25 protein-coding genes are annotated in these 25,465 nt (G+C 71.7%); 16 read left to right on the top strand and 9 right to left on the bottom strand.

What is annotated here, in order from left to right:
* Positions 1-32 precede the first annotated feature (32 nt).
* Together AB0B01_RS13255 and AB0B01_RS13250 are read right to left on the bottom strand one after the other, a co-directional pair.
* Entirely contained in the window at positions 33-1,421 is a 1,389-nt protein-coding gene (locus tag AB0B01_RS13255) for a metallopeptidase TldD-related protein (protein ID WP_361716898.1), read from the bottom strand.
* Positions 1,418-2,941, bottom strand: a complete 1,524-nt coding sequence (locus tag AB0B01_RS13250; protein ID WP_356849355.1) for a TldD/PmbA family protein — start codon at positions 2,939-2,941, stop codon at positions 1,418-1,420. The genes AB0B01_RS13255 and AB0B01_RS13250 overlap by 4 nt, the downstream gene beginning before the upstream one ends.
* 185 nt (positions 2,942-3,126) lie before the next feature.
* Between AB0B01_RS13250 and fabG the strand changes: the two genes are divergently transcribed.
* From fabG to AB0B01_RS13235, 3 genes are all read left to right on the top strand, one after another.
* The gene (gene fabG, locus AB0B01_RS13245; RefSeq protein ID WP_361716895.1) at positions 3,127-3,846 is read left to right on the top strand and encodes a 3-oxoacyl-[acyl-carrier-protein] reductase; all 720 of its coding nucleotides are present in this window, start codon (positions 3,127-3,129) and stop codon (positions 3,844-3,846) included.
* Positions 3,847-3,851: 5 nt separating this feature from the next.
* Positions 3,852-4,622: an enoyl-ACP reductase FabI gene (gene fabI, locus AB0B01_RS13240; RefSeq protein WP_361716892.1), complete on the top strand. Its 771-nt coding sequence runs from the start codon at positions 3,852-3,854 to the stop codon at positions 4,620-4,622.
* Positions 4,623-4,968: 346 nt separating this feature from the next.
* Positions 4,969-5,262 (top strand): hypothetical protein, encoded by a 294-nt coding sequence (locus tag AB0B01_RS13235; RefSeq protein ID WP_361717112.1) that lies wholly within the window; start codon positions 4,969-4,971, stop codon positions 5,260-5,262.
* 74 nt (positions 5,263-5,336) lie between these two features.
* Here AB0B01_RS13235 and AB0B01_RS13230 read toward each other — a convergent pair whose 3' ends face one another.
* Positions 5,337-6,008, bottom strand: coding sequence for a FadR/GntR family transcriptional regulator (locus AB0B01_RS13230; protein ID WP_361717110.1), 672 nt, complete (start codon positions 6,006-6,008; stop codon positions 5,337-5,339).
* Positions 6,009-6,086: 78 nt separating this feature from the next.
* Here AB0B01_RS13230 and AB0B01_RS13225 point away from each other — a divergent pair, with 78 nt between their 5' ends.
* The 4 genes from AB0B01_RS13225 (at position 6,087) to AB0B01_RS13210 (ending at position 8,550) form a co-directional block, all read left to right on the top strand.
* Positions 6,087-7,457 carry an MFS transporter gene (locus AB0B01_RS13225; RefSeq protein ID WP_361716889.1) on the top strand — a complete coding sequence of 457 codons (1,371 nt, stop codon included), beginning with the start codon at positions 6,087-6,089 and terminating at the stop codon, positions 7,455-7,457.
* A 5-nt stretch (positions 7,458-7,462) separates the two neighbouring features.
* Positions 7,463-7,582 (top strand): SGM_5486 family transporter-associated protein, encoded by a 120-nt coding sequence (locus AB0B01_RS13220; protein WP_361716886.1) that lies wholly within the window; start codon positions 7,463-7,465, stop codon positions 7,580-7,582.
* A gap of 162 nt (positions 7,583-7,744) precedes the next feature.
* Positions 7,745-7,960: a hypothetical protein gene (locus AB0B01_RS13215; protein WP_361716883.1), complete on the top strand. Its 216-nt coding sequence runs from the start codon at positions 7,745-7,747 to the stop codon at positions 7,958-7,960.
* 68 nt (positions 7,961-8,028) lie between these two features.
* Positions 8,029-8,550 (top strand): histidine phosphatase family protein, encoded by a 522-nt coding sequence (locus tag AB0B01_RS13210; protein WP_361716880.1) that lies wholly within the window; start codon positions 8,029-8,031, stop codon positions 8,548-8,550.
* Between the two features lie 73 nt (positions 8,551-8,623).
* On the opposite strand, the gene serB is transcribed toward AB0B01_RS13210, so the two are convergent.
* The gene (gene serB / locus AB0B01_RS13205; protein ID WP_361716877.1) at positions 8,624-9,826 is read right to left on the bottom strand and encodes a phosphoserine phosphatase SerB; all 1,203 of its coding nucleotides are present in this window, start codon (positions 9,824-9,826) and stop codon (positions 8,624-8,626) included.
* Between the two features lie 1,974 nt (positions 9,827-11,800).
* On the opposite strand from serB, the gene AB0B01_RS13200 reads away from it, so the two are divergent.
* The gene (locus tag AB0B01_RS13200) at positions 11,801-14,308 is read left to right on the top strand and encodes an FHA domain-containing protein (protein WP_361717108.1); all 2,508 of its coding nucleotides are present in this window, start codon (positions 11,801-11,803) and stop codon (positions 14,306-14,308) included.
* A 110-nt stretch (positions 14,309-14,418) separates the two neighbouring features.
* Here the strand turns inward: AB0B01_RS13200 and AB0B01_RS13195 are convergent, their stop codons facing one another.
* Positions 14,419-15,141, bottom strand: a complete 723-nt coding sequence (locus tag AB0B01_RS13195; protein ID WP_361716874.1) for a transglycosylase SLT domain-containing protein — start codon at positions 15,139-15,141, stop codon at positions 14,419-14,421.
* Between the two features lie 472 nt (positions 15,142-15,613).
* On the opposite strand from AB0B01_RS13195, the gene AB0B01_RS13190 reads away from it, so the two are divergent.
* The 3 genes from AB0B01_RS13190 (at position 15,614) to AB0B01_RS13180 (ending at position 17,797) form a co-directional block, all read left to right on the top strand.
* Positions 15,614-16,759: a GAF domain-containing sensor histidine kinase gene (locus AB0B01_RS13190; protein WP_361716871.1), complete on the top strand. Its 1,146-nt coding sequence runs from the start codon at positions 15,614-15,616 to the stop codon at positions 16,757-16,759.
* Positions 16,752-17,399: a response regulator transcription factor gene (locus tag AB0B01_RS13185; protein WP_361716868.1), complete on the top strand. Its 648-nt coding sequence runs from the start codon at positions 16,752-16,754 to the stop codon at positions 17,397-17,399. The genes AB0B01_RS13190 and AB0B01_RS13185 overlap by 8 nt, the downstream gene beginning before the upstream one ends.
* A gap of 152 nt (positions 17,400-17,551) precedes the next feature.
* Positions 17,552-17,797, top strand: coding sequence for a chaplin (locus AB0B01_RS13180; RefSeq protein ID WP_361716865.1), 246 nt, complete (start codon positions 17,552-17,554; stop codon positions 17,795-17,797).
* A gap of 261 nt (positions 17,798-18,058) precedes the next feature.
* On the opposite strand, the gene AB0B01_RS13175 is transcribed toward AB0B01_RS13180, so the two are convergent.
* Positions 18,059-18,841 carry a hypothetical protein gene (locus AB0B01_RS13175; RefSeq protein WP_361716862.1) on the bottom strand — a complete coding sequence of 261 codons (783 nt, stop codon included), beginning with the start codon at positions 18,839-18,841 and terminating at the stop codon, positions 18,059-18,061.
* Positions 18,842-18,997: 156 nt separating this feature from the next.
* Between AB0B01_RS13175 and AB0B01_RS13170 the strand changes: the two genes are divergently transcribed.
* From AB0B01_RS13170 to AB0B01_RS13155, 4 genes are all read left to right on the top strand, one after another.
* On the top strand, positions 18,998-19,792 hold the full coding sequence (locus AB0B01_RS13170; protein WP_361716859.1) for an ABC transporter ATP-binding protein: 795 nt from the start codon (positions 18,998-19,000) through the stop codon (positions 19,790-19,792).
* Between the two features lie 62 nt (positions 19,793-19,854).
* Positions 19,855-20,283, top strand: coding sequence for an NfeD family protein (locus tag AB0B01_RS13165; protein ID WP_361716857.1), 429 nt, complete (start codon positions 19,855-19,857; stop codon positions 20,281-20,283).
* A gap of 86 nt (positions 20,284-20,369) precedes the next feature.
* Complete coding sequence (locus AB0B01_RS13160) at positions 20,370-21,347, top strand: SPFH domain-containing protein (RefSeq protein ID WP_361716854.1); 978 nt, start codon at positions 20,370-20,372, stop codon at positions 21,345-21,347.
* Positions 21,348-21,491: 144 nt separating this feature from the next.
* Positions 21,492-22,262, top strand: a complete 771-nt coding sequence (locus tag AB0B01_RS13155; protein ID WP_361717105.1) for a sulfite exporter TauE/SafE family protein — start codon at positions 21,492-21,494, stop codon at positions 22,260-22,262.
* A 36-nt stretch (positions 22,263-22,298) separates the two neighbouring features.
* On the opposite strand, the gene AB0B01_RS13150 is transcribed toward AB0B01_RS13155, so the two are convergent.
* The 3 genes from AB0B01_RS13150 to AB0B01_RS13140 form a co-directional block, all read right to left on the bottom strand.
* Positions 22,299-22,802 (bottom strand): HNH endonuclease, encoded by a 504-nt coding sequence (locus AB0B01_RS13150; RefSeq protein ID WP_361716851.1) that lies wholly within the window; start codon positions 22,800-22,802, stop codon positions 22,299-22,301.
* 149 nt (positions 22,803-22,951) lie between these two features.
* Positions 22,952-23,485 carry a YbhB/YbcL family Raf kinase inhibitor-like protein gene (locus AB0B01_RS13145; protein ID WP_361716848.1) on the bottom strand — a complete coding sequence of 178 codons (534 nt, stop codon included), beginning with the start codon at positions 23,483-23,485 and terminating at the stop codon, positions 22,952-22,954.
* Positions 23,486-23,534: 49 nt separating this feature from the next.
* Positions 23,535-24,317 carry a sporulation protein gene (locus AB0B01_RS13140; protein ID WP_356853691.1) on the bottom strand — a complete coding sequence of 261 codons (783 nt, stop codon included), beginning with the start codon at positions 24,315-24,317 and terminating at the stop codon, positions 23,535-23,537.
* 97 nt (positions 24,318-24,414) lie between these two features.
* Between AB0B01_RS13140 and AB0B01_RS13135 the strand changes: the two genes are divergently transcribed.
* On the top strand, positions 24,415-25,056 hold the full coding sequence (locus AB0B01_RS13135; protein ID WP_361716844.1) for a DNA-3-methyladenine glycosylase: 642 nt from the start codon (positions 24,415-24,417) through the stop codon (positions 25,054-25,056).
* Positions 25,057-25,465 lie beyond the last annotated feature (409 nt).

Below are 25,465 nucleotides of genomic sequence, written 5' to 3'. Positions count from 1 at the left end.
ATGTCCGGATTGCAGTCCTCAGTCTATGGGGGTCACACGCCCTTGCTGACCGAGCTCATGTTGAAGTCCGGGATGCGCAGGGCGGGCATCGCGGCCCGGGTGAACCAGTCGCTCCACTCCCGCGGCAGGGTCTTCTCGGTCCGCCCGGCCTCCGAAGCCCGCGACAGCAGGTCCACCGGCGACTCGTTGAACCGGAAGTTGTTCACCTCGCCCACGACCTCCCCGTTCTCCACCAGGTAGACGCCGTCCCGGGTCAGGCCGGTCAGCAGCAGCGTCGCCGGGTCCACCTCGCGGATGTACCAGAGGCAGGTCAGCAGCAGGCCCCGCTCGGTGCCGGCCACCATCTCCTCCAGCGACTTCTCGCCGCCCCCGTCCAGGATCAGGTTCCCGAAGCCGGGGGAGAGCGGCAGCCCGGTCAGGCCCGCCGTGTGCCGGGTCGTGAGCAGACGGGCCAGCTCCCCGTCCCGGACCCAGTCGGTGGCCGGCACCGGCAGGCCGTTGTCGAACACCGACGCGTCGTCGCCCGAGCTGTGGGCGATCACGAACGGCGCGGACTCCAGGCCCGGCGCGTTCGGGTCGCTGCGCAGGGTCAGCGGCAGCTCGGAGAGCTTCTCGCCGACCCGGGTGCCGCCGCCGGGCTTGGAGAAGACCGTACGGCCCTCCACCGCGTCCCGGGCCGTCGACGACCACATCTGGTAGATCAGCAGGTCGGCCACCGCCGTCGGGGGCAGCAGCGTCTCGTACCGTCCGGCCGGCAGGTCGAACCGGCGCTGCGCCCAGCCCAGTCGGACGGCGAGCTCCGCGTCCAGCGCGGTCGGGTCCACGTCCTTGAAGTCCCGCGTGGAGCGGCCGGCCCAGGCCGAGCGCTGCCGGTCCGGTGACTTCGCGTTGAGCTCCAGCGTGCCGTTCGGCTGGTCGTGGCGCAGCCGCAGGCCCGTCGAGGTGCCGACGTACGTGGAGACCAGCTCGTGGTTGGCGAAGCCGTACAGCTCCCGCCCCCCGGCCCGGGCCCGCGCGAAGGCCTCGCCGAGGGCCGGGGCGAAGTCCGCGAACACCGCCGAGGAGGTCTCGGCCGGGGCGTCCGTGAAGTCGGGGGAGGCGGGGGTCCCGGTGACCAGGGGCTGGGCGTCCTCCGCCGGGCTCGCGTTGCGCGCGGCCGCCTCCGCGGCGCGGACCAGCGGCTCCAGGTCGTCCGCGGTGACGGCGGAGCGCGACACGACCCCCGAGGCCGTGCCTTCCTTGCCGTCGACCGTGGCGATGACCGTCAGGGTCCGGCCGCGGGTGACCCCGTTCGTGGTGAGCGCGTTGCCCGCCCAGCGCAGGTTGGCCGTCGACTCCTCGTCGGCGATGACCACGCAGCCGTCGGCGGTGGACAGCGCGAGGGCCTTCTCGACGATCTCGTGGGGCTTCGTACGGCTCATCGGCCGGCCTCCTGCGTGGTGTTCAGGATGTTCACGTCACGGAACAGCGCGGACGGGCAGCCGTGCGAGACCGCCGCGACCTGTCCCGGCTGGGCCTTGCCGCAGTTGAAGGCGCCGCCGAGGACGTACGTCTGCGGGCCGCCGACCTTCTCCATCGAGCCCCAGAACTCGGTGGTCGTGGCCTGGTAGGCCACATCGCGCAGCTGCCCCGCCAGCCTGCCGTTCTCGATCCGGAAGAAGCGCTGACCGGTGAACTGGAAGTTGTACCGCTGCATGTCGATGGACCAGGAGCGGTCGCCGACCACGTAGATCCCGCGCTCCACCCCGCCGATCAGGTCCTCGGTGGACAGGCCGCCCGGATCGGGCCGGAGCGAGACGTTCGCCATCCGCTGGACGGGCACGTGCCCGGGGGAGTCGGCGAAGGCGCATCCGTTGGAGCGGCCCAGGTCGGTGAGCCTGGCGATCCGCCGGTCCAGCTGGTAGCCGACCAGCGTGCCGTCCTTGACCAGGTCCCAGCTCTGCGCCTCGACGCCCTCGTCGTCGAAGCCGACGGTGGCCAGGCCGTGCTCGGCGGTGCGGTCACCCGTCACGTTCATGATCGAGGAGCCGTACTTCAGCTTGCCGAGCTGGTCGAAGGTGGCGAACGAGGTGCCCGCGTACGCCGCCTCGTAGCCCAGCGCCCGGTCGAGCTCGGTGGCGTGGCCAATGGACTCGTGGATGGTGAGCCACAGGTTGGACGGGTCCACGACCAGGTCGTAGCGCCCGGCCTCCACGCTCGGCGCCCGCATCTTCTCGGCGAGCAGGCCGGGGATCTGCTCCAGCTCGGCGTCCCAGTCCCAGCCGGTGCCGGTCAGGTACTCCCAGCCGCGGCCGGTGGGCGGGGCGATGGTCCGCATGGAGTCGAACTCGCCGGTGGTGCCGTTCACGGCGACCGCAGTGAGCTGCGGGTGGATGCGCACCCGCTGCTGGGTGGTCGTGGTGCCCGCGGTGTCGGCGTAGAACTTGTTCTCGTGCACGGCGAGCAGCGAGGCGTCCACGTGCGCGACGCCCTCGGCGGCCAGCAACCGGGAGCTCCAGTCGGCGAGCAGGGCCGCCTTCTCGGCGTCCGGCACGTCGAAGGGGTTCACGTCGTAGGCGGAGATCCACGTCTTGTCCGCGTGCACCGGCTCGTCGGCGAGCTCGACGCGCTCGTCGGACCCGGCGGCCTTGATGACCTGGGCCGACAGCTTCGCCATGGCCACCGCCTGTGAGGCCACCCGGGCGGCGCCGTCCATGGTCAGGTCCACGCCGGAGGCGAATCCCCAGCTGCCGCCGTGCACGACCCGGACCGCGTACCCGAGGTCGGTGGTGTCGGAGCCGCCGGCGGGCTTGGCGTCGCGCAGGCGCCAGGAAGCGCTGCGGATACGCTCCAGCCTGAAGTCGGCATGGTCGGCGCCCAGCGCGCGGGCCCGGGCGAGCGCCGCGTCGGCGAGCGCCCGCAAGGGCAGCGCGGTGAAAGCCGCGTCGATGGAATGGGGCACGGAAGTCCTCCCGGGGTCGGGGCCGGTCGCCTCGATCATGACGCGCTCGGGGCGCTTGTGCCTACATCTTTCTGTAGGGACTCGACAGAGCCCGTTGCAAGGCCCTGTCGGAGATCGATTCTCCGCACGGGGGGCGGTGCCTATAGGTTTTTGGTAATCAGACCGCTAGTCGAAAGGGTGATCCGTTGAGCCGCTCGGTTCTCGTCACCGGAGGAAACCGGGGCATCGGCCTCGCCATCGCCCGAGCCTTCGCCCAGGCCGGGGACAAGGTCGCGATCACGTACCGGTCGGGTGAGCCGCCGCAGGAGCTCACCTCGCTCGGCGTTCTGGCGGTCCGCTGCGACATCACCGACTCCGAGCAGGTGGAGCAGGCCTACAAGGAGATCGAGGACACCCACGGCGCGGTCGAGGTCCTGGTGGCCAACGCCGGCATCACCAAGGACACGCTGCTGATGCGCATGTCCGAGGACGACTTCGCCTCGGTCGTGGACACCAACCTCACCGGCACCTTCCGGGTGGTCAAGCGCGCGAACCGCGGCATGCTCCGCGCCAAGAAGGGCCGCGTCGTCCTGATCTCCTCGGTCGTCGGGCTGATGGGCTCGGCGGGCCAGGCCAACTACGCCGCCTCCAAGGCCGCGCTGGTCGGTTTCGCCCGCTCGCTCGCCCGCGAGCTCGGCTCCCGCAACATCACCTTCAACGTCGTCGCCCCGGGCTTCGTGGACACCGACATGACGAAGGTGCTCACCGACGAGCAGCGCGCCGGCATCGTGGGCCAGGTGCCCCTGGGCCGTTACGCGCAGCCCGAGGAGATCGCGGCAGCCGTCAGCTTCCTGGCGTCGGACGACGCCGCGTACATCACCGGAGCCGTCATTCCCGTTGACGGCGGATTGGGCATGGGTCACTGATCACCATGAGCGGAATTCTCGACGGCAAGCGCATCCTCGTCACGGGGGTGCTGATGGAGTCGTCCATCGCCTTCCACACCGCCAAGCTGGCCCAGGAGCAGGGCGCCGAGGTCATCCTCACCGCGTGGCCGCGGCCGACGCTGACCGAGCGCATCGCCAAGAAGCTGCCCAAGCCGGTCAAGGTGATCGAGCTGGACGTCACCAACCAGGAGCACCTGGACCGCTTGGAGGGCCTCGTCCGCGACGAGCTCGGCGGCCTCGACGGCGTGGTCCACTCGATCGGCTTCGCCCCGCAGGACGCTCTCGGCGGCAACTTCCTGAACACCCCGTTCGAGTCGGTCGCCACCGCCATGCACGTCTCGGCGTTCTCGCTGAAGTCGCTGACCATGGCGTGCAAGCCGCTGTTCCCGGCGGAGGGCGCGGCCGTCGTCGGCCTCACCTTCGACGCGCAGTTCGCCTGGCCCCAGTACGACTGGATGGGCCCGGCCAAGGCCGCGCTGGAGGCCACCAGCCGCTACCTCGCCCGCGACCTGGGCAAGGAGAACATCCGCTGCAACCTGGTCTCGGCCGGTCCGCTCGGCTCCATGGCCGCGAAGTCCATCCCGGGCTTCGGCGAGCTGGCCGAGGTGTGGAACTCCCGCTCGATGCTGGAGTGGGACATGAGCGACCCGGAGCCGACCGGCCGCGGTGTCGTCGCCCTGCTCTCGGACTGGTTCCCGAAGACCACCGGCGAGATCGTCCACGTGGACGGCGGTCTGCACGCCATGGGCGCCTGAGCTCGGCAGCTCCGTACGGCGGTGGCCGCGTCTCCCTTCCCGGGAGGCGCGGCCACCGCCGTTTTCGCTCCGGCACGGGGAGCCGCCCCGCGGACTCGATCAGATTTTCGGCGCCTGACCGGATCTTCCCGAGTCGAAAACAGGGACAGATGCCTGCAAACTAGCCGAGTCGGGATCTTCCCGGCTCCTGCGGGGAGGAGGTACGGGAGTGCGTACGAGACCGAGCCGAGCCGTATCGCTCCTGGTCGCCTCCGTGGTCCTGACCGGGCTGCTGGTCCCGGGAGCGGTCGCGCAGCCCGAGGGGAGCGACTCGGCGCCCGGCCCCGAAGCGGCGGCCCCGGCGGTGGTGGACCTGGACGAGATCCCCGTGGAACCACCCGTACGGCCCGCAGCGCCCCCCGACCGGGAGCTGTTCGGCGCGGACTGCGACACCGAGATCGAGGGCTCGCAGGTCACGGCGTACTGCCACAACAGCTATCCGGAGACCGACCTGGTCCGCCTGCACGTGGAATGCGACCGCTGGTGGGACCTCGACGGCGACGGCGCCGCCCTCGCCGTGGGACCGGCCGGCCGGATCGAGCTCACCAGCCGCTGCTGGAAGGAGGTCCGCTCGGCCTGGGTCAGCCACCAGCGTCCGTGACTGCGGTCACGCCGCCTGCCGTACGCCATCTGGGGTCAGGTCGCCTGCGGTCACTCGCGCTCGGGCGGACGAGGTCAGGTCCTGCCCAGGCAGGCGAAGGGGTAGCCCGCCGCCTCCGACGCGGCCGCGTCCCCGTCCCCCCGCCGGATGGCCTCGATCAGCCGGGCGTGGTCCAGATGGGCGGCCGGATCCAGCTCCGTGCCCACGTCCGAGCGCAGCCAGTCCGCCACCAGGTCCCCGAGGTCCGCGTACAGCTCGATGAGCACCTCGTTGTGCGAGGCCGCCACCACCGCCATGTGCAGCGCCACGTCCGCCGCCACGAACAGCTCCGCGTCCCCGCTCGCCCAGGCCTCCTCGCGCCGTGCCAGCAGCGCGTCCAGCTGCCCCAGGTCCCGCGCGGTGCGGCGCTCGGCCGCCAGCCGGGCCCCCGAGGACTCCAGCGTCGACCGCAGCTCCGCGATGTGCCGCGGGTCGGCCCCCGCGAAGCGGCGGTGCATCACCCCGGCCAGCTCGCTGGTGGCGATCACGTACGTGCCCGAACCCTGCCGGATGTCCAGGAGGCCGTTGTGCGCGAGGGCCCGGACGGCCTCCCGCACGGTGTTGCGGGCCACCCCCAGCAGCTCCACCAGCTCCGGCTCGGTCGGGATGCGGCCGCCGACCGGCCATTCACCGGAGGTGATCTGGTTCCTGAGCTGGGCGATCACCTGGTCGACGAGAGCGGAGCGCCGGGGCGAGGTCAGCGGCATGGCGGGACGGGTCCTCTCCGAGGGATGGGCCACCAGCAGGGTGGACAACCAATCATCCCATGATTCTATGATGGCGGTATGCCCGCCGAAGAGACCCAGACCCCGACCCTGAACCGGCCTCCGGCCGCGCACACGGCACTCCCGGGTCCGGCCCCCGCCGCCGTCCGGCAGCCCGGCTGGCTCGGCCCGGTCCTCGTCGTCGGCATCGTGCTGGCCGCACTCAATCTGCGGCCCGCCATCACCAGCCTCGGCGCCCTCTTCGAGGAGGTGCGCACGGGCCTCGGCATGAGCGGCACCGTCGCCGGGCTCATCACCTCCGTCCCCGCGCTCTGCTTCGCCGTCTTCGGCGTGACCGCGCCCCGGCTCTCCCGCCGCTTCGGGCCCCCCGCCGTGGTCTGCGCGGGCATGGCCGCCATCGCCGCCGGCCTGCTCATCCGGCCCTTCACCCGGGGCGCCGCCGGGTTCCTCGCCGCCAGCGCCCTGTCCCTGGCGGGCATAGCCCTGACCAACGTGCTGCTGCCGGTGATCGTCAAGCGCTGGTTCCCCGACCGCGTGGGCACCACGACCGGCCTCTACTCCATGGCCCTGGCCGTCGGAACCTCGCTCGCCGCTGCCGCGACCGTACCGATGACCACGGTCCTCGGCGGCAGTTGGCGTACGGGCCTGCTCGTGTGGGCCGTGCTCGCCGTGGCCGCCGTACTGCCCTGGCTGCCCGTCGCCGCCGCCGTCCGCCGGGAGCAGCGGGCCCCCGCATCCGCGTCTGCGCCCGCCTCTGCTTCGGCCTCCGGTGCTTCCGGTGCGGCTTCCGGCGTCGCTTCCGTCCCCGCGCAGAGCCGGGGCGGCCGGGCCGACGCGGGCCCGCGGGTCGTCCGCAGCCGCACCGCCTGGGCCCTGGCCTGCTACTTCGGCCTCCAGGCCACCGGCGCGTACGTCACCATGGGCTGGCTGCCGCAGATCTTCCGCGACGCCGGGGTCTCCGCCGGAACAGCGGGCGTCCTCCTCGCCGTCACCATGGTCATGGGCGTGCCGCTCGCCTTCGTCATCCCCAACCTGGCCGGCCGGATGAAGAACCAGGGCGCCATCGCGGCCACCCTCGGCGTCTTCGGCCTCGTCGGCTACACGGGCCTGCACTTCGCGCCCGCCGCCGGAGCCTGGGCCTGGGCCCTCCTGCTCGGCGTCTCGAACTGCGCCTTCCCGCTCGTCATCACCATGATCGGGCTACGCGCCAAGTCCCCGGCCGGTGTCGTCAAGCTGTCCGCCTTCGCCCAGAGCGTCGGCTACCTCATCTCCATCCCCGGACCGCTCGTCATCGGCGCCCTCTACCAGCACAGCGGCGGCTGGGACCTCCCCCTCACCCTGATGGCAGGCCTGCTCCTGCCGCAGATCGCCCTCGGCATCCTGGCCGGACGGGACCGCACCATCGAGGACGAATGGGGCATGGGAGACTGAACGGCATGTCGCCTGTACTCGAACCGAACCCCCAGAACAGCCACAAGAAGCTCGGCCTCGTGCTCGGCGCGATGCTCCTCGTGACCGTGATCATCTCCGTCATCGCGAGCATCGCCTCCCCGTGACCGGGCGCGCCCCCGTGGCGGGGGGGGTAGGGGTATCCCCACCCGCCCCTAGGGGGCCAGGCTCAGGGTGAACTGGGGTGCGCCCCGGATGGGAGCCGCGGCTTCGGATCCGTAGATTCGAAGCGAGCGAGCCAGTCCACCCGCACACCCACGGAGGCGGCCATGTCGGCCCCCACGCACACCCCCGCTCCCCGAGGCACCGGAGCCCGCCTGCCGGCCGGCGCCGACGCACGGCTGCACTGGTGGGCGCTGGCCCTGCCCGTGCTCGCCTTCGTCCTCCTCCTGCTCCTCGCCGGCTCCGGCGAGGCGAGCGCCGCCACCGGCGAGGGCTCCCCGCTGGTCCACACCGCCGCACAGCTGCTGCGCGCCGTCAGCTGATCTCGCGGAGGGCCGCAAGCCCCCAACACCCTGCGCCCCGTGGCCGGTTTCATGCGAAGCTGGGAGCCATGAGCGCCGACACACCCCGCAGGATCGTCCTCCTCCGGCACGCCAAGGCCGACTGGCCCGAGGTGTCCGACCACGACCGCCCGCTGGCGGAGCGAGGCCGCCAGGACGCACCGGCCGTCGGTCTGAAGCTGGCCGAAACCGGCATCACCTTCGACCTGGCCCTCTGCTCCACCGCCGCCCGCACCCGCGAGACCTGGAAGCTCGCCGTCCATGAGCTGCCGCACCGGCCGAAGACCTCGTACGAGGAGCGGCTGTACGAAGCCTCGCCGGGCGAGCTCATCGCCCTGCTCAACGAGACGTCCGACGAGGTCGAGAACCTCCTCGTCATCGGCCACAACCCGGGCATGCACGCCCTCGCCGACGCCCTCTCCGGACGCGCGGAGGGCGACACCCTGGCCCGTATGAGCCGTACGGGATTCCCCACCGCGGCGCTCGCCGTCATCTCCTTCACCGGCTCCTGGAAGTCCCTGGAGCACGGCGTCGGCACCCTGCTGGACTACTGGACCCCCCAGGAGCACTGAGGGGCGCGGTCCGCACCCGCCGTACCCGCACGAGGACGGGCCCCGGCGCGCACGGCGCCGGGGCCCCTTTCGATCAGGTGGTCAGACCGGCGGCCTCGACCTCTTCGCGGGTGACGCCGAGCAGGTAGAGCACCGCATCCAGGAACGGCACGTTCACGGCGGTGTGCGCGGCCTCCCGGACCACCGGCTTCGCGTTGAAGGCCACGCCCAGACCGGCCGCGTTCAGCATGTCCAGGTCGTTGGCGCCGTCGCCGATGGCCACCGTCTGGGACAGCGGGACCCCCGCCTCCTCGGCGAACCGGCGCAGCAGCCGGGCCTTGCCGGCCCGGTCCACGATCTCGCCCGTGACCCGGCCGGTCAGCTTGCCGTCGACGATCTCCAGGGTGTTGGCGGAGGCGAAGTCCAGCCCCAGCCGCTCCTGCAGATCGTCCGTCACCTGCGTGAACCCGCCGGAGACGACACCGACCTGGTAGCCGAGCTGCTTGAGGGTGCGGATGAGGGTCCGGGCACCCGGGGTGAGCCGCACCTCGGCACGCACCTTGTCCACGACGGAGGCGTCGAGCCCGGCCAGCAGCGCGACCCGGGCGTGCAGCGACTGCTCGAAGTCCAGCTCGCCGCGCATGGCCCGCTCGGTCACCTCGGCGACCTCGGCCTCGCAGCCCGCGTGGGCCGCGAAGAGCTCGATGACCTCGTCCTGGATCAGGGTCGAGTCCACGTCCATGACCACCAGCCGCTGCGCCCGGCGGTGCAGACCGGCCGAGACCACGGCCACGTCGACGCCGATGTGCGCGGAGGCGGTGGCCAGGGCGGTGCGCAGGGGCTCGGTCTCACAGCCGGAGACGGCGAACTCGACCGCGGTCACGGGGTACTTGGCGAGCCGGAAGATACGGTCGATGTTGCCCCCGGTCGCGGTGATCCGGGCGGCGATGGCGGCGGTGGACTCGGCGGTGAGCGGGTGCCCGAGCACCGTGACATGGGAACGGCCGCTGCCGCGGGGCCGGTTGTCGCCGGTGCCGGAGAGGATCTCGGCCTGCATCTTGAGCGACTCGGCCCAGCTGTGGACGGTGGCCCGCAGCTCGCCTTCGGTGCCGGCGACGGGCTTGGTGACGAGGGCGCACAGGACGATGCGGCCGCGGGTGACGACCTGCTCGATGTCGACCACGTCGACGGAGTAGGCGGCGAGGGTGTCGAACAGCCCGGCGGTGATCCCGGGACGGTCCTTGCCGAAGATCTTGACGAGGAGGGTGGGGACGTCGGAGGTCTGCGAAGCGCTCATGGTGCTCTCACCGTATCTTCCCGCTCCCGAGGACAGGACCCCCGTCCCACCTGCCGGAACCTTTTCCCCCACCCACCCCCCGGAGCACCCCCGCCCTTCCCGCGCCCGCCACCCTCCGTCCCCCGTCCATTCCCCGCCCGGCCCCCGCCGCGCGCCCGCCGGGGCCAGGGGGGCGAAGCCCGGGGTGGGGCGGCGAAGCCCCGGGCCGGGCGGGGGCCGAAGCTGCGGCTCGGCGGGGCGCGAAGACCCGGGCCGGGCGGGAGCCGGAGCGCGGGGCCTGCCGGGTCCCGAAGCCCTGGGCGTGCCGGGGGTGCCCCGGGCCGGGCGGGGGCCTCGAAGCTTTGGATTCGCCGGGTCCCGAAGCCCCGGGCCGGGCGGGCCCCGAAGCCCCGGGGCACGGCTGGGGCTGAAGCCCCGGCCTCCCGGGTCTCGAAGCTCCGGACCTGCCGGGGGTGCCCCGGGCCGGGCGAGGGGCCTTGAAGCCTCCGATTTGCCGGGCTCCGAGGATCCGGGCCTGCCGGGGGCACGGGGTGGCACGGCTCGGGCCCCGTGGTCCGGCGCAGGAGCCTGCCTGCCGGTTCGCGAACGCCCCGGCCGCTGCGGCCTGGCCGGGCCCCGAAGCCCGAGCCTGTCGGGGCTCGAAGCCCCGGACCCGCCGAGTGCCCGGAGCGCCGACCTGCCAGGCGCCGAAACCCCCGAACCCGCTGGGTGCTCCGAAGCCCCGGACCCGCCGGCGGGGGCCGAAACTCCAGGTCCGGTCGGCCGCCCGGCGACATGGCTCGGCTCGCGTGCCCGGCGCTGCCTGCCGGTTCTCGAATGTCCCGGCCCATGCGGCCCGGGCCTGGGGCCAGCCCGCGCCCGCCCCTGCGCGGCAGGGGCGGGCGTCGGGTCTTGAAGGCCCACCCCGCCCCGCGGCCCGCCGTCGGCCGGGGTCCGAAGCCCGGGTCGGGCGGTGGGTTCCTGCACCGGAGCCTCCGGGGTGCCTGATCGGGTGCGTCTCGTAGCTCCGGTCCCTGCGGACCGCCGCGTCTTGAAGCGTCCGCACCGCCAGGGGCCTGGCAGCCAGGTGCTCCGTCCCAGCGGCCCGGGCCTCGGTGAGGCCCACACCTCCCCGCCTGGGATAAGCGACCTCTGCCTGCCCGGCTGGAACGCGCCTGCCGGCCAGCCCGGCCCCTCGGTCCCGCCGCGGGGCCCGGTGCCTGGCGGGAGACCCGCCCCCCCCGTGCAGCCGCGCGGCCGCGGTGCCGAGGGGCTGCCCCCTCCCCGACCCCACCCTTGCGCCCGGGGGCGTCGCCCAGGGCTGGGCACCCGGCCCCGAAGGTGCGGCAGCGGCGACGCGACCCGAGGGCGAGCCCGCGGCCCGAGGCGGTCGGCTCGTGGCTCGGGCTGTCGCGGAGCCGCGACCGGGGCCCGCGTGGCACGGTTTCGCGTGCGGGGCCCTGCACCTCCTGGGCGCGCGGGCGCACGGCCGGCTGTAGCGAGCCCGCGGCCCGAGGGGGGCGGGCTGGGGCGGAGCCGCGACCGGGCCCTGCGCGGCGTGGCTTCGCGTGCGGAGCCCTGCATCGCCCGGGCGCGCCGGCCCCGGATCCTGTCCGGCTGTGGGCGGGCCCGCGGCCCGTGATGGTCGGCCCCCGGCTCGGGCCGTCGCGGAGCCGCCGCCGGGGCCCGTGGCATGCTTCGGGGCGGCGGCTCTGCACCGCGCGCGTCAGGAGGGTGCGGATGGCAGCGGCCGGCCGGGGCAGGGGGTCGGGGCGGCGAGAAGTCCCGTATCGCACTCTCCGGGTGGCTTTCGACACCGTCAACAGGCAGGCCCGGACGCCGCTGCCGGGCCCCGATTCCACATGTGGCCCCAGGCCTGAAATAGTTCCCCCGGATGTTCGCCATCCCTAGACTCCCTGACGTCGGACTCCCTGACGGCCAGGGGGATTCTCGGGGGACCTAAGTGGGGCTGGAGTGCCGGAACTCGTACTGGAATTGAATGGAAGGACCTGGACGCTCGATCCGTCCAGGTCGTACTCGCTGGGGCGTGATCCCCAGGGAGACGTGGTGATCGACGATGCCCGGGTGTCGTGGCGGCATGCCACCATCGCCTGGAACGGCAGGGGTTGGGGCCTCGAAGACCACGGCAGCACCAACGGCACGTACGTGCACGGCGCGAGGGTCCAGCAGACCGAGCTCGTGCCCGGTACGCCGGTCCACCTCGGCAACGCCACCGACGGCCCGCGGCTGAATCTGAGCGCCGCCGCGCCGCAGCAAGCCGTGCCGCAGCAGACTCCCGCCTACCAGGCACCGGTCGCCGCCCAGGCTCCCGCCTACCAGGCGCCCTACCAGGCCCAGGCCCAGCAGGCCCCGGCCCAGCCGCAGCCTCAGCAGCACCACGGCTATCAGCAGCCACAGCAGCCCCAGCCGCAGCAGCAGTTCCCGCACCAGCAGGGCGCCGCCGCCCCGCAGGGCGCGGCTGCTCCCGGCTACGGCGGCGACCGCAGCCCGACGACGTTCCACCAGATCGCCGTCGGCCGCGTCATGCGCATCGGCCGCGCCCTGGACAACGAGCTCGTCGTCTCGGACCTCCAGGTCTCCCGCCACCACGCGGAGTTCCGCTCCACCGGCGGCCGCTTCGAGATCCACGACCTCGGCAGCCACAACGGCACCTACGTCAACGGCCAGCCGCTGCCCAAGTCCGGCACCGCGCTGCTCGGCCCGAACGACATCGTCGGCGTCGGCCACTCGACGTTCCGGATCGTCGGCGACCGCCTTGAGGAGTTCGTCGACACCGGTGACGTCTCCTTCTCGGCCCGCCACCTCACGGTCACGGTCGACGGCGGCAAGCAGATCCTCAAGGACGTCACCTTCGGCGTCCCGGAGAAGTCGCTCATCGGCGTCATCGGCCCCTCCGGCTCCGGCAAGTCCACCCTGCTCAAGGCCCTGACCGGCTACCGCCCCGCCAACCAGGGCGACGTGCTCTACGACAACCGCAACCTGTACAAGCAGTTCGCGGAGCTCCGCCAGCGCATCGGCCTGGTCCCGCAGGACGACATCCTGCACAAGGAGCTGAAGGTCAGCACGGCCCTCAAGTACGCGGCCAAGCTCCGCTTCCCCGGTGACACCGCGGAGTCCGAGCGCGCCGCGCGCATCGACGAGGTGCTGCGCGAGCTCAAGCTCGACATCCACAAGGACAAGAAGATCACCTCGCTCTCGGGCGGTCAGCGCAAGCGCGTGTCGGTGGCCCTGGAGCTGCTCACCAAGCCCTCGCTGATCTTCCTGGACGAGCCGACCTCCGGCCTCGACCCGGGCATGGACCGCGACGTCATGCAGCTGCTGCGCGGCCTCGCCGACGACGGCCGCACGGTCCTGGTGGTCACCCACTCCGTCGCCGAGCTGGGTCTGTGCGACAAGCTGCTGGTCATGGCCCCGGGCGGCTCGGTCGCGTACTTCGGCCCGCCGGACGAGGCGCTGAACTTCTTCGGCTACAGCACCTGGGCGGACGTCTTCTCGGCGTTCGAGAACTACCGCGACTACGACTGGGCCGGCCGCTGGAAGGGCTCGCAGCACTACCAGCTGTACGCCGCGGACCTCGACGCGGTCGCCCCGCAGTCCGTCGCCATGCCGCCGCAGCAGATGATCCCGCCGAAGCCGCAGGCCTGGGGCTCGCAGCTGTGGACCCTGATCCGCCGCTACGTCTCCGTGATCGCCTCCGACAAGGGCTTCATGGCCCTGATGCTGATCCTGCCCGCCGTCCTCGGCATCGTCTCCACGGTCATCCCGGCGAAGTTCGGCCTCGCGCCGCCGACCCCGCCGAGCCGTTTCAACGGCGACGCCGGCACGATCATGCTGATCCTCTCGGTCGGCATGTGCTTCTCGGGCGCCGCCAACTCGGTCCGTGAACTGATCAAGGAACGGGTCATCTACGAGCGGGAACGCGCGACCGGCCTGTCCCGGACGGCATACCTCATGTCGAAGGTGATCGTCCTCGGTGTGATCACGGCCGTCCAGGGCGTGATCATCTGCGCCATCGGCTTCGGCCCGCGCAAGCTCCCCGCCGAGGGCCTGTTCATGTCCCCGGCCGCCGAGATGTGCATCTCGGTCATCGCGCTGGGCTTCACGTCGATGATGTTCGGCCTGGTCATCTCCTCGCTGGTGAAGACCGCCGAGAAGACCATGCCGCTGCTGGTCATGTTCGCGATCGTCCAGGTCGTCTTCACGGGCATCCTGTTCCAGATCTACGACAAGCCCGGCCTGGAGCAGTTCGCCTGGCTGATGCCCTCCCGCTGGGCCATCGCCGCCGCCGGCACCACCCTGAACCTCGGCAAGCTGATGGCGCCGTGGGACGTCGAGCACCCGGAGAACACCGACCCGCTGTGGGATGCCACGGCCGGCCAGTGGACGCTGGACGTCTTCGTCCTGCTCGCCCTCGGCATCGCCTGCGGCTTCGCGGTGCAGCGCCTGCTGCGCCGCCACGAGCCCGAGGTCATGCGCAACTAGCAGCGGCCGCGTACGAGCAGTCGCACGTGGACGCACCAACGCCTCAGGGCGGCGCCCGGAACCGGGTGCCGCCCTGAGGCGCGCATGGGGGGTTGCTCCCGCAGTCGCCCTTAGTAGGCGCTGTTGACGTTGTCCATCGAGCCGTAGCGGTCGGCCGCGTAGTTGCATGCGGCGACGATGTTGGCGACCGGGTCGTACTGGTCGAACTTGGTGCCCTTGACGTGGTAGGCCTTGAAGGTCGGGTAGATGACCTGGAGCAGACCCTTGCTGGGGATGCCGTTCTGGGCGTTGATGTCCCAGTTGTTGATCGCCATCGGGTTACCGCTGGACTCACGCATGATGTTGCGGTGAATGCCGGCGTAGGTACCCGGAATGCCCTCGCGCTTCATGATGGAGAGGGCTTCCTTGATCCAGCCGTCAAGGTTGTTGGCGAAGACCGGCTTGCGGGCGGCCGAGCGGCTGGCGGCGGCCTTCTGCTCGCGGGCCTTCTTCGCGGCGGCCTCGGCCTTGGCCTTGGCGGCAGCGGCGTCGGCCTTCGCCTTGGCGGCGGCCTGGGCCTTCACCGCAGCCTCGACCTTCGCGGCGTCGGTGGCCAGCTTGTCCGCGACGACCGTCTGCGCGGTGAGGTGCTGCTGCACGGTCTTCGCCTGCACCGCGTCGACGGCCTGCGTCCACGCCACGGGGGCGGCGGTGACGGCCGTGTCGGCGTCGGCCGTACCGGCCGGAACGACGGTGGCGGCCAGGGCGGCGGCGCCCAGGGTGGCGACGGCGGCGAAGGAGAGCTTGTGCGCCTTCGTCAGGCGACGATAACCGGGGGTGCTGGTCTCGGACATGCGTGAGCAACCTCTTCGAATAGCGGGAGCCGCAGGAAGGCGCTGCCTGGATCGGAATCCGCGGCGCTGTGCGACGGGAGCAATTCTTAGCGGGGGCAAAATCCTGTGGCAAAGGTGTGACGTACGATGCTGCTTAGTGGATCACGGACCCGCGCCGAGCCCGGAATTCAGGCCCCGGCGCTAGGTGTCGCAGCGCTGACCGCGTCCTTACGCCTGTACTACGCGCCTTCGTAAGTGACCTGGGTCCTATGCGCGGGCTCACATCGGCCGCGTAACAGTTTCACCACGCGTTGCGACAGCAATGCATTCCGTGACGGTTTCTCCACCCTGAGGACCAGGCCCCCCGGACCCCCCTCCTCTTCAAGACGGGAAAGGCCCCGCCCCACCCCCTACCTGAGGACTAGGCCGCACGGCCCCCGCCCTCAGGCGGCAGCCCGATCCCGCAGGTCAGAGCCGCGAGTACGGTGAGGCCATGACCGGTAGCCCCACACACGGCGGACCCCGCAGCGGCCTCGCCGCAGTGAGCACCGCGCTGCTCGCCATGAGCCGCCGCCTGGAGGTGCGCGACGTCCTGCGCACCATCGTCGTCTCGGCCCGGGAGCTGCTCGACGCCGAGTACGCGGCCCTGGGCGTCCCGGACGACCACGGCGGCTTCGCCCAGTTCGTCGTGGACGGCATCAGCGAGGAGCAGTGGCGCAGGATCGGTCCGCTGCCCCGCCAGCACGGCATCCTCGCCGCGATGCTCCACCAGGACGGCCCCGAGCGGCTCGCCGACGTGCGCAAGGACCCGCGCTTCGAGGGCTGGCCGGCCGCCCACCCTGAGATGTCCGACTTCCTCGGCCGGCCCATCCGGGACGGCGAAGAGACCCTCGGCGCCCTCTTCCTCGCGAACAAACGCAGCCCCGGCGGCTTCACCGAGGAGGACGAGGAGCTCCTCGCCCTCCTCGCCCAGCACGCGGCCATCGCCCTCACCAATGCCCGGCTCTACGAACGCAGCCGCGAACTCACCATCGCCGAGGAACGCTCCCGCCTCGCCCACGAGCTGCACGACGCCGTCAGCCAGAAGCTCTTCTCGCTCCGCCTGACCGCCCAGGCCGCCGCCGCCCTGGTGGACCGCGACCCGGCCCGCGCCAAGGGCGAGCTCCAGCAGGTCGCCACCCTCGCCGCGGAGGCGGCCGACGAACTGCGGGCCGCCGTGACCGAGCTGCGCCCCGCCGCCCTCGACGAGGACGGCCTGATCGCCACCCTCCGCGACCAGGTCCACGTACTCGACCGCGCCCACACCGCGCGCGTCACCTTCACCTGCGCGGGGCTACGGGCCCTTCCCGCGACCCAGGAGGAAGCACTGCTCCGCGTCGCCCAGGAAGCCCTCCACAACGCGCTGCGCCACTCCGGCGGCAGCCGCGTCGAGGTCGCCCTCGCCCGCCGCGGCAGCGGCGCCGTCCTCACCGTCACGGACAACGGAAGCGGCTTCTCCCCTTCCACGGTCCGCAGAGCCGGCCGCCACCTCGGCCTCGTCTCCATGCGGGACCGGGCGAGCGGAGTCGGCGGCCGGCTCACCGTGCACTCGGCGCCCGGAACGGGCACCACGATCGAGATGGAGGTCCCCGGTGGCTGACACGCCCCGCAGGGTCCGCGTGCTGCTCGTCGACGACCACCAGGTCGTCCGGCGCGGCCTGCGCACCTTCCTGGAGGTCCAGGACGACATCGAGGTGGTCGGCGAGGCCGCCGACGGCGAGGAGGGGGTGGCCCGGGCCGAAGAACTGCGCCCCGACGTGATCCTCATGGACATCAAGATGCCGGGCACCGACGGCATCGAGGCCCTGCGCAGGCTGCGCGCTCTGGAGAACCCGGCACGGGTCCTGATCGTCACCAGTTTCACCGAGCAGCGGACGGTGGTCCCGGCGCTGCGGGCCGGCGCGGCGGGATACGTCTACAAGGACATCGACCCCGACGCCCTGTCCGGGGCGATCCGCTCCGTCCACGCGGGCCACGTCCTGCTCCAGCCGGAGGTGGCGGAGGCGCTGCTCTCCCAGGACGCGCAGCCCGCCCCGAACCGCGCGGGCTCCCTGACCGACCGGGAGCAGGAGGTGCTCTCCCTCATCGCGGACGGCCGGTCCAACCGGGAGATCGCCCGCGCACTCGTCCTGTCCGAGAAGACCGTCAAGACCCACGTCTCCAACATCCTGATGAAACTCGACCTGGCGGACCGCACCCAGGCGGCGTTGTGGGCGGTCAGGCACGGGATCAGCGACTGAGGCCGACCGCAGCCGGTCCGAACGGCTCCGGTCCGAGATTCATACGGTCGGGTGTATGTAGCCCACATGGCGTATCCCGTTCGTCCGATGAGCGTTCTACCTGACGTGCCGCGGCGGCCGGCCGCGGCGGACGCAACTGGAGGACGAAGAACGTGAAGAACATCAAGAAGGCCACTGCCATCACCATGATCGCGGGCGGTCTCCTTGCCGCGGGTGCCGGTGTCTCCTCGGCGCACGGCGGTGCCGCGGCGGAGGGTGCGGCCCTGAACTCGCCCGGCGTGGTCTCCGGAAACCTGGTCCAGGCCCCCGTGGCCGTCCCGGTGAACGCGGTCGGCAACACCGTGACGGTGATCGGCCTGCTGAACGGCGTCTGGGGCAACACCGGCGTCAACGGCTGAGCCTTCCCCGACGCCCTCGCCGACGCCCTCCGCGCACGGCTCGGCCCTGCGGGCCGCCCCGGCTCGGCCGGCTCGTGACACCGCGGCCCCGCCTCCCCCCTCTCCCCGGGAAGCGGGGCCGCGGCACATCCCCGCCGCGGCACATCCCCGCCGGGCCCATCCCCGCCGCGGCACATCCCCGCCGGGCCCATCCCCGCCTGGCCGGCGCGAGGGCCGGGCCCGACGCCCCGGCCAGGGCCCCGCCGGGCGGAGCCGACGGCGTCAGCCCCGCTCGCGCTCCTCCACCGCCGCGTTGTACGCCGCCACCAGAGCCCGCCGGGCCACCCGCTCCACCGGCCGCAGCGCCTCCGCCCGCGCCGCCATCTCCGAGGCGGCCACCGCACCGCCGTGCCCCTTCTCGTTGGCCAGTGACACCATCAGATCCACCCGCTGCGCCAGCGACAGCACCCGCACCGCCCGCGCCGGATACCCCGGCGCCAGCAGCTCGCCGCCGGCCTGTGCCCGCGCCCGGTACGCCGACAGCGCCGCCTCCGCGACCGGCCCCGAGCCCGCCACGTCCAGCCGGGTCAGCAGCACCGTCGCCTCGCGCAGCGCCTCCGCCAGCTCCCGCTCCGCCTCACCCAGCGAGGGCACGTCCGCCGGCGGCGCCTCCCGTACGGGCAGGCAGTGCCACACCACCTCCACGTGCAGGTCACCAGCGGGCCCGGCCTCGTGCACCTCCGGCACCAGCCCCAGCGCCGCGCCCACCGCGACCACCGCCTCCTCGGCCTCCAGCGCCCGCGCATTGAACTCCGGCGGACCGCTCAGCCCCAGCGGATGCCCCGGCGCCGGCAGCGCCACCCGCAGCCCGGTCACCCCCAGCGCCCGCATCCGGCCGAGCGCCAGCGTGAGCCCGACCGGACCCGGTTCGCCGGGCAGCCCCTCCACCCGGTGCACGGCGTCCTCGCCCACGATCGACATCGCGGCCTCGTCGGGCGAGACCAGTCCGGCCAGCAGCGCGTTCCCCCAGGCGGCCAGCCGCCCTGAACGTGGTTCGAAAAGCATTCCCCCACTTTACGGATCGGCCCCGCAACGGCCGCGGATCGGGCCCCGCGGCCATCCTGGCGCCCGGACGCCTCCGCGAGTGGCGTAGGTTTTCCTCTGGGGCTGCGCCCACAGGTGCACTGACGATCCGAGACTGCAAGGGGAGACAACACGCTCATGAGCGATGTTCTGGAGCTGGTGGACGTATCCGTGGTCCGCGAGGGCCGGGCTCTGGTGGACCAGGTCTCCTGGTCGGTCAAGGAGGGGGAGCGCTGGGTGATCCTCGGCCCCAACGGCGCCGGGAAGACCACCCTGCTCAACGTCGCCTCCAGCTACCTCTTCCCCACCAAGGGCAAGGCCACCATCCTCGGCAGCACCCTCGGCAAGGTGGACGTCTTCGAGCTGCGCCCCCGCATCGGCGTCGCCGGCATCGCGATGGCCGACAAGCTCCCGAAGCGGCAGACCGTCCTGCAGACCGTCCTCACCGCCGCGTACGGCATGACGGCGACCTGGCAGGAGGAGTACGAGGAGATCGACGAGCAGCGCGCCCGCGCCTTCCTCGACCGCCTCGGCATGACGGACTACCTCGACCGGAAGTTCGGCACCCTCTCCGAGGGCGAGCGCAAGCGCACCCTGATCGCCCGCGCCCTGATGACCGACCCCGAGCTGCTCCTCCTCGACGAGCCCGCCGCCGGCCTCGACCTCGGCGGCCGCGAGGACCTCGTACGCCGCCTCGGCCGCCTCGCCCGCGACCCGCTCGCGCCGTCCATGGCGATGGTCACCCACCACGTCGAGGAGATCGCCCCCGGCTTCACCCACGTCCTGATGATCCGCCAGGGCAAGGTCGTCACCGCGGGCCCGATCGAGCTGGAACTGACCTCCCGCAACCTCTCGCTGTGCTTCGGCCTCCCGCTGGTCGTCGAGCGCAACGGCAACGACCGCTGGACGGCCCAGGGCCTGCCGCTCCGCTAGCACCCCGTACGCAGACCGTCGCACCCTGTCCCGACCGCGCCCGGCCGACCTACCATGACCATGTGAACATCGACGCATGGGTGTGGTGGCTCATCGGGGCGGTCGGGCTCGGCATCCCCCTCGTCCTGACGGCCATGCCGGAGTTCGGCATGTTCGCCGTCGGCGCGGTCGCGGCCGCCGTCACCGCGGCCTTCGGCGGCGGAGTGGTCGCGCAGGTACTGGTCTTCGTGATCGTGTCGGTCGCGCTCATCGCCGTCGTCCGGTCGATCGCCAACCACCACCGCGACCAACGCCCCGAACACCGCAGCGGCATCGACGCGTTGAGGGGCAGAACCGCACTCGTCCTCGAACGCGTCGACGGCAGCGGCGGCCGGATCAAACTCGCGGGCGAGATCTGGTCCGCACGCACCCTCGACGCGGACAGCAGCTTCGAACCGGGCCAGCGGGTCGACGTGGTGGAGATCGACGGAGCCACTGCCGTCGTCATGTGAGCCAAGGAGCGGACCTGCGGCCCCGGGGTCTGCGAGACTCCGCTGAACGGGGCAGCACAGACAGCCGGAAGGGCACGGGGAACCGCATGTCATCGATCATCATCGTCCTGATCATTCTGGTGGTTCTGGTCTTCATCGCACTGGTCAAGACGATCCAGGTGATCCCGCAGGCCAGCGCCGCCATCGTCGAACGCTTCGGCCGCTACACGCGGACCCTCAACGCGGGCCTCAACATCGTGGTCCCGTTCATCGACTCGATCCGCAACCGCATCGACCTGCGCGAGCAGGTCGTCCCGTTCCCCCCGCAGCCGGTCATCACCCAGGACAACCTGGTCGTCAACATCGACACCGTCATCTACTACCAGGTGACCGACGCCCGCGCCGCGACGTACGAGGTGGCCAGCTACATCCAGGCCATCGAGCAGCTCACCGTCACCACCCTGCGCAACATCATCGGCGGCATGGACCTGGAACGGACCCTGACCTCCCGCGAGGAGATCAACGCGGCCCTGCGCGGCGTCCTCGACGAGGCCACCGGCAAGTGGGGCATCCGCGTCAACCGCGTCGAGCTCAAGGCGATCGAGCCGCCGACCTCCATCCAGGACTCGATGGAGAAGCAGATGCGGGCCGACCGCGACAAGCGCGCCGCGATCCTCCAGGCCGAGGGTGTCCGGCAGTCGGAGATCCTGCGCGCCGAGGGTGAGAAGCAGTCCTCCATCCTGCGCGCCGAAGGTGAGGCCAAGGCCGCCGCGCTGAAGGCCGAGGGCGAGGCCCAGGCCATCCGTACGGTCTTCGAGTCCATCCACGCCGGCGACGCCGACCAGAAGCTCCTCGCCTACCAGTACCTCCAGATGCTCCCGAAGATCGCCGAAGGCGACGCCAACAAGCTCTGGATCGTGCCCAGCGAGATCGGGGACGCGCTCAAGGGCCTCTCCGGCGCCATGGGCAACTTCGGCCCCATGGGCGGGACTCCGGGCTTCAACCCGCAGAACCCCGGCAAGACGCCGGGCACCCCCGGGGACAGCAGCGGACCGGAGCGCCGCGAGCAGCCCCCCATCGACTGACCCCCGGGACCCCTGCTCGGACCCCCTCCACCGGGACGGCCGTCCCCTCGTGCATGATCAGTGAGGCCCCTCGACCTTCATGGCGGGGAGGCGACTCACTCTGCAAAGGGGATGGCCCGGTCCATGTCCACGTCTCTGTTCTCGATGTCCCTCTGGGAGTCACTCGCCGTCTTCGCCGCAGGCATCGGCGCAGGCACCATCAACACCATCGTCGGCTCCGGCACCCTCATCACCTTCCCGGTGCTCCTCGCCACCGGCCTCCCGCCGGTCACCGCGAACGTGTCCAACACCCTCGGCCTGGTACCCGGCTCCCTCAGCGGAGCCCTCGGCTACCGCAAGGAGCTCCAGGGACAGCGCGGCCGCATCATCCGGCTCGGCAGCGTCTCCCTCGTCGGCGGGCTCGCGGGCGCGGTCCTGCTCCTCACCCTGCCGTCGGACGCCTTCGACACGATCGTGCCCGTCCTCATCGGACTGGCCCTGGTCCTCGTCGTCCTCCAGCCGCGCCTCGCCGCCGCCCTGCGCCGCCGCCAGGAAGCCGCCGGAGGCGACAGCGGACACCCCGACGGCGGGCCCGCCCTGCTCGGCGGCATGCTGCTCTCCAGCGCGTACGGGGGCTACTTCGGCGCCGCGCAGGGCGTGCTGTACCTCGGCCTGATGGGCCTGCTCCTCCACGAGGACCTGCAACGCGTCAACGCCGTCAAGAACGTCGTCGCCGCCCTCGTCAACGGCATCGCCGCCGTCCTCTTCCTGTTCGTCGCCGAGTTCGACTGGACGGCCGTCCTGCTCATCGCCGTCGGCTCCACCATCGGCGGCCAGATCGGCGCCAAGGTCGGCCGACGCCTCCCGCCGACCGCACTCCGTGCGGTCATCGTCGTGGTCGGACTCCTGGCGATCGTCCAGCTCCTGGTCCGTTGAGCGACGTAGGGAAGCTACGTCGCTCAACGGAGGAGGCTAGGCCGTACGCTCCAGCCAGGCCGGCAGGGCCTCCCGGTCGCCGACCCCGAGGGCCAGCAGCATGGCATCGGCCGGGGACGGCACGAAAGGCTTGCGCAGCAAGGGCATTCCGGCCTCCTCCGGAGTCCGCGCGGCCTTGCGGTGGTTGTCCTCGGCGCAGGAGGCCACCGTGTTCAACCAGGTGTCCCCGCCGCCCTGCGCCCGGGGCAGCACGTGGTCCACGGTCGTCGCGCGCTTCCCGCAGTACGCGCACCGGTGCTGGTCCCTGACCAGCACCCCCCTCCGCGACCAGGGAGCGTGTCTTCGGAACGGCACCCGGACGTACCTGCACAACCTGATCACCCGGGGCATCGGAAGGTCCATGGTGGCGGCGCGCACGCGCAGTTCGGGATGCGACTGCTCGACGACGGCCTTGTCCTGGAGCACCAGGACCACCGCCCGGTTCAGCGTCACCGTCGACAGCGGCTCGAAGCTCGCATTCAGCACCAGCGTGTCCCGCATCTCGCCCACCTCCCGTGTGCAGGCCCGCGACCACCCTGGCAGCAGGGCCCGCGACCACTCTGGCCGCGCGCGCCACGCGGGACAACGCAATAAAAATGCCCGGTCCTGGTCGTCTTTAGACCAGGACCGGGCAAACGGCAGGCGAACGATCAGCCGGCGGGAGCCTCGTACTCCCCGATCAACTGCGCCCGCCCCAACGTGTGGAAACGCAGGTTGAATCCGACGGCGGCCGCAGAGGCATCGGCGCCGACACCGAGCTTCTCCTTGTCCACCGCGTACACGGTGAACACGTACCGGTGGCGCTCACCCGCCGGCGGGGCCGCGCCGCCGAAGTCCTGCGTGCCGTAGTCGTTGCGCACGTGCACGGCCCCGGCGGGCAGCCCCTCGAACTTCCCGCTGCCCGCACCCGCCGGCAGCTCGGTGACGGAGGCCGGCAGGTCGAAGAGCACCCAGTGCCAGAACCCGCTGCCCGTCGGCGCATCCGGGTCGAAACAGGTCACCGCGAAGCTCTTCGTCCCCTCCGGAAACCCCTCCCACCGCAGGTGCGGCGACAGGTTCCCACCCTGTAGGACCTGGGCCTCACCCAAGTCGCCGCCGGGCTCCAGATCGGCGCTCTCCACCGAGAACGCCGGTACCTCCGGGTGGAAGTCGTGCGGAAGGGGTGCCCTGTTCTGCTCGGCCACTGCTGAACCTCCTGATCGCGAACCAGTAACAAACCAGTACCGGCCGAGCCTAGAACCAGTTGCGCTGCGAACCCACGGACGCGATCCACTGGTTCAGGTAAGCCGCCCAGTCGGTCCCCTGGTACGACTGGAGCCCCACCTGGAAGCAGCGGTACGTGTCGCTGCCCTCGGTGAACAGCCCCGACTTCTTGTCCATCTCCAGGACGACGTCCATCTCACGGCCGTCCGAGACGAAGGTCAGCTCGACCTGGTTCAGCCCGCGGTACTGCGACGGCGGAAGGAACTCGATCTCCTGGTAGAAGGGCAGCGTCTGCCGCGTCCCGCGGATGTGGCCCCGCTCCATGTCCGCACTGCGGAAGCTGAAGCCCAGCTGACGGAACGCGTCCAGGATCGCCTGCTGTGCCGGCACCGGGTGGACGTTGATCGGGTCGAGGTCGCCGGCGTCCACCGCACGCGCGATCTCCAGCTCCGTGCTGACGCCGATGTTCATCCCGTGCAGGTGGTGGCCCTCGAAGTGGGTGATCGGCGTCTCCCACGGGATCTCCAGCGCGAACGGCACCACGTGCAGGGCGCCGGCCTGCACCTGGAAGGCGCCGCCCAGACGCTGCTTCGTGAAGACGATGTCCTGCTTGTACTCCTGGTCGCCGCCCTCCACCTCCACGCGTGCCTGGAGACCGACGGACAGCCCCTCGATCTGCTGCTCCACCGAACCGCCCTGGATCCGGACCTCGCCCTGGACGATGCCGCCGGGCACGACGTTCGGCTCGGTGATGATCGTGTCCACCGAGGCGCCACCGGCACCCAGCGCCGCGAACAGCTTCTTGAACCCCATGCTCTGACTCCCCTAGAAAGGCTCTTGCGACTACCCGTATCAACGCGGAACCTTAGGCCCCGGTTGCAGGAGGACGCGTTCCACTACGCTCGACCGGATGAGCGCGCGACCCGACCGTACGCCCCTGGCCCGATCCTTCTTCGACCGGCCGGTCCTCACCGTGGCCCCGGACCTCCTCGGCCGCATCCTGGTCCGCCGTACAGAAGAGGGGCCCATCGAACTGCGCATCACCGAGGTGGAGGCCTACGAGGGGGAGGCCGACCCGGGCTCCCACGCCTACCGCGGCCGCACCGCGCGCAACGCATCCATGTTCGGCCCGCCCGGTCACGCGTACGTCTACTTCATCTACGGCATGTGGTTCAGCCTCAACCTGGTGTGCGGACCGCCGGACCACGCGAGTGGGGTCCTGCTGCGCGCCGGGGAGATCACCGTGGGCGCCGAGCTCGCTCGCAAACGTCGACTTAAAGCCAGAAGTGACCGAGAACTGGCCAAAGGCCCGGCCCGTCTGGCCACCGCCCTGGCGGTCGACCGCTCCTTGGACGGCGCCGACCTCTGCACGGGGCCCGAGTCGCCCCTGTCCCTCCTTGCGGGTACCGCCACCAGCCCGGACCTCGTGAGCAACGGCCCCCGCACGGGCGTCGGCGGCGCCGGCGCGGCCCACCCGTACCGCTACTGGATCACGAACGACCCCACGGTGAGCCAGTACAGGGCCCATGTGCCGCGCCGCCGTTTGACTTGACTCGGCATGGGCAGACGCCTAACGTAGCCCGAGCCGCTGGAACGGGGCGCTGCCGAGAGCAGCCCCTCGGAGCGGCCAACCCACTACTTACAACGCACCCCTGGCGGGGTCGTATTCGGCGTGCCCGAATTCGAGTCCAGCGGCCCGATTATGAGTCGCACGGGAGAAGCGCTAACGTGGTGGAGCGCCGAAAGGCCAAAGGCCCTCCAACGGCCACCGAATTCAAATCCAAGCCGGAAACGGCGCGGAAATGATGTGGTAGAGTTGGAAGCGTAAGAACGAAAGCCCGGAGGAAAGCCCCAGTAAGTGTTACTGAGGGTGAGTACGAAGGAAGCGTCCGTTCCTTGAGAACTCAACAGCGTGCCAAAAATCAACGCCAGAAGTTGATACCCCGTCCACTTCGGTGGAT

Origin of the sequence: Streptomyces sp. NPDC044571, from assembly GCF_040647115.1 — a bacterium.
GTDB lineage: Bacteria > Actinomycetota > Actinomycetes > Streptomycetales > Streptomycetaceae > Streptomyces.
The sequence above is the reverse complement of the archived record's forward strand: the minus strand, read 5'-3'. Positions and strand labels throughout refer to the sequence as shown.